The organism is Synechococcus sp. R6-7 (assembly GCF_047461695.1).
Classification (GTDB): domain Bacteria; phylum Cyanobacteriota; class Cyanobacteriia; order Thermostichales; family Thermostichaceae; genus Thermostichus.
In genome coordinates this window covers 1-3,639 of sequence record NZ_JANSHS010000194.1, presented here as the reverse complement: position 1 = coordinate 3,639, position 3,639 = coordinate 1, and the positions used below count along the sequence as shown (strand labels likewise).

The 3,639-nt window shown below is 57.4% G+C and carries 2 protein-coding genes and 1 pseudogene; 2 read left to right on the top strand and 1 reads right to left on the bottom strand.

Annotated elements, in window-relative coordinates; all coding sequences use genetic code 11:
* Positions 1 to 837, bottom strand: a pseudogene (locus NW815_RS06535) (IS630 family transposase); the annotation flags it as partial.
* 178 nt (positions 838 to 1,015) lie between these two features.
* On the opposite strand from NW815_RS06535, the gene NW815_RS06530 reads away from it, so the two are divergent.
* Positions 1,016 to 1,183, top strand: a complete 168-nt coding sequence (locus tag NW815_RS06530; protein WP_083757636.1) for a hypothetical protein — start codon at positions 1,016 to 1,018, stop codon at positions 1,181 to 1,183.
* A gap of 120 nt (positions 1,184 to 1,303) precedes the next feature.
* Positions 1,304 to 3,592: a single-stranded-DNA-specific exonuclease RecJ gene (gene recJ, locus NW815_RS06525; protein ID WP_414415818.1), complete on the top strand. Its 2,289-nt coding sequence runs from the start codon at positions 1,304 to 1,306 to the stop codon at positions 3,590 to 3,592.
* Positions 3,593 to 3,639 lie beyond the last annotated feature (47 nt).

Below are 3,639 nucleotides of genomic sequence, written 5' to 3'. Positions count from 1 at the left end.
CATCCCATACTTCCCGGCTCTGGAAAACTGCCGGATAAAAGGCTTCAATACCGACCACATCCTCTCAATCGGATTCAACTCTGGTGCATACACAGGCAGGTCTATGATCCGCGCACCTGTTCCTTGAATCAAACCCTCCACTTCCGAACTCTAATCACCACCTTCCGCGCATCCAGTTCCGGACATGAGTCACTTTGCAAAAACTCCAGAAAATTGCTCTTCCGCATTCCACCCTTGATAACACAACAGCCTACTGCCTCTCTCCAGGAAATAGCTTCAATAATCTTATGTTTTTTCCCTTTGCATCTCTGACGGTAACTGTAAGCTCTTTGACTGCGTAAACTCCGAGATACCCCTCCGTTCTATTGCCTCTCACACCCTTGTCTGGTCTAGAATAGCTATATCTTCCACTGGTATATTCTTGACTTCTTAACTATAGACTAATTGTTGCCTTTGCACCTCCTCTTCTCTGATTTTTACACTGCGGTAATTCTTTTTTAGCGTCATTCCTCGCTTTTTTAAAAAGTTGTCTATCGTAACAGCACTCACATCAGTATCCAGTTGCTCTCGTAGCAGTTCTTGATACTACCACGGATAATAGTTCAGGCTCCTTTCAATGACCGTCATAACTTCTTGCCGGTGTTGTTCCAGAATACCTACTCGCTTTGTGCCGACTTTCTTGGGGGATAAATCCTGAGTTTGTTGATACTGATGCACCCAGCGGTGCAGTGTTCTTTGGGTTACCATGAACTGTTCCGCTACCTGGCGAGTGGAGGTCTTGCCTGCCTGATAAGCTGCCACAACTCTTTGGGATAAATCTAACAAATAGGTTGGTATATATCTCTCTTTTCTCTTGGATACTTGTATCCTAATTCATAGGCTGTAATCGGTGAAGTGCCAAAAATGATTCTGATTCTTGTTTCAGCATCGTTGCTGAGCAACCGCTAGGGTGTAGAGACGCGGATCTTCGACAAGAGGATCCCTAGGAAAAAACGAGAAAGAAGGAGAGAAAATCATGTCTGCCAGCACCCTTGTCCGTTGCGCCTGTGAACACTGCAACTGCAGCTTCGAGAGCAGCCAAGGCTATCGCTACGAAGGTCAACTCTACTGCAGCGAAGCCTGTGCCACCCACAATCACGAGCACCCCTCCGCTTGTTGTGTGGCTTCCCACTGCTGCCAGTAGGGTTCAAGGTAGCCCATCATCCCCAGCCCTTTCCTCTGGGATCCATTTCCCCCCTGGGCCGTTTTTGATAGGCTCCTGAGAAGTTCTACTCTTGTCGGCCAAGGGGTCGGCCTAGCTTGCATGGATTACGGCTGGCGCGAAGATACTCCGCACCGCTGGGAGCTGCTGCCCACTCCCCCCCAGTTCAATCTGGAGCTGAGCCGGGAATATGGCAAGTATGCGGCCAAGGTGATGGCTCTGCGGGGTCTGCACACCTGGGAGCAGGCGCAGGCCTTCGTGGATCCCGAACACTATTCCCCCACACCACCAGCATCCCTGCCGGATCTGGAGCGGGCGGTGGCGCGGCTGCTGCAGGCACGGGAAAGGGAAGAGACCCTGTGCATTTGGGGGGACTTTGACTGCGATGGTGTCACCAGTACCAGTCTCCTGCTCTCGGCGTTACAACCCTTGGGCTTCCGAGTCCAGTTCTCCATACCGCTGCGCAGCACCGAGGGGTACGGGCTCAATCCTCAACGGCTACAGCAGGTGCTGGCCCAGGGCTGCCAAGTGATCCTGACGGTGGATTGCGGGGTGGGCAATGCTGCCGAAATTGCCATGGCCCAAGCCCAGGGGGTGGACGTGATCGTGACGGATCACCACATGCTGCCGGATCCCTTGCCCGCTGCCTATGCGGTGGTCAACCCCTTGCGATTGCCGGCTGAACATCCGCTGCGCTTCCTGCCGGGGGTGGGAGTGGCCTACAAGTTGGCGGAGGCGCTCTACCAAGCCCTAGGGATCCCTGGTGTCGAGCAGCACCTGGATCTGGTGGCGGTGGGAATTGTGGCCGATGTGGCGGTGTTGCAGCGGGAGTGCCGCTACTTGGTGCAGCGGGGCCTGCCGGTGCTGGCCAGTACGCAGCGCCCGGGGTTGCGAGCTCTGCTGGCCCAGGTTAGCAACGGCCAGCTCCAGAGGTCGCCGACAGCCCAGGATATTGCTTTTCGCATCGCCCCCAAGTTGAACGTCATTGGCCGCTTGGAAGACGCCAGCTTAGCAGTGGAGCTGCTGACCACCTCCGATCCAGAGCGGGCCCAGGCGCTGGTGCAACGGTTTGTTGCCCTTGACGAAGAGCGCCGGCAGCTCACCCAGCAAGTGATCCAAGAGGCCAGCCAACAGGTAGAGAGCTTGGATCTGACCCGGGAAGGAGCCATTGTTCTGGCGGAAGCCGGCTGGAACCCAGGGGTTCTGGAGATCGCGGCGGCGCGCTTGGTGGAGCAGTACCGCTGCCCGACGGTGTTGATTGCCAAAGACGAAGCCACAGGGCTGGGCCATGGGTCGGGTCGTTCCCTGCCAGGGGTGAACCTGGTGGAGGCCATCGAGGCCGTGCGCCCCCTCTTGCGGCGGGGAGGCGGACACCCCATGGCCGCCAGGATCCAAGTGGATCTGGCTTGCCTGGCCGCTGTGCAACTGGCGTTGCAGCGGGAGCTGGCCGCGCGGGTTAGCCCGGATCAGCAGGCTCGCGCCTTGGCGGTGGAGATTATCCTCGACTGGGAGCTACTGGTCTCTCAGGATCGGGATGGGGTGGCAGAGCTGGATGAGGTGTATCGGCAATTGCAGCTTCTGCAGCCCTTTGGGCACGGCAATCCCAACCCCGTCGTTGCCTTGATGAACTTCCGTCCCAATAGCTCCAACCTGGGAGTCTCCCGCAATGGCCGCCACCTCAAGTTTGAACTCCAAGGCTCGCCGGGATCCCGTACTCTGTGGTTTTGGCAGGCCGGAGAAGAGCTGGAGCGTTGGCAAAAATGCCAAGCTTTGGACATCGCCCTCCAGTTGGAAGCGGATGACCGGGGCAAACAGCCTTGGCAGGGCAAAGTGCTGGCGGTGCGCCCTGCGGGAGAGTGGCAGGCACCCACCATTTCCGCCCCTCGCCTACAGATCCAAGATTTTCGGCAGAAACCCCTGCCGGATTCGCTGAAAGGGGCCATCTGTTACGACGGGCAGGAGGCCGAGAACCTTGTTCCACCACCAAAAGGGGCAAAGCTGGTGCTGGCCCGCTGGCCCTGGCTACCGGCGGACTTGGCCCAACTGCTGCAACAGGCACAGCCGCAAACGCTGATCCTGACTGCTTCTGGCCACCGCTGGGAGCAGATCCCCCAGCAGATTGCCCAACTGCAAGCGCTGTGGCAAGCAGGCCGACGGGATCCCGAGGATCTGGCTGCAGTAACTGGCTTTCCCCGGCAATGGCTGGCGGAACTGGACGGCCCGGAGCAGATCCCCACCTTGCTGATGGGCCGCCTTCAGGAATCCCAAGCCTTTCACCGCTGGCTGGACGAGGCCAGCCCCACCCAGATTGCCCAACTGTGTCAGCGGCTAATGCAATCGGATCCCCTCTCAAGAGAGACAAGAGAGAAAAGAGAAAAGAACGGAGAGTAGTGAGAAGGGAGTATCCTCACTGATACATTTACGCTGAACACTGCTGA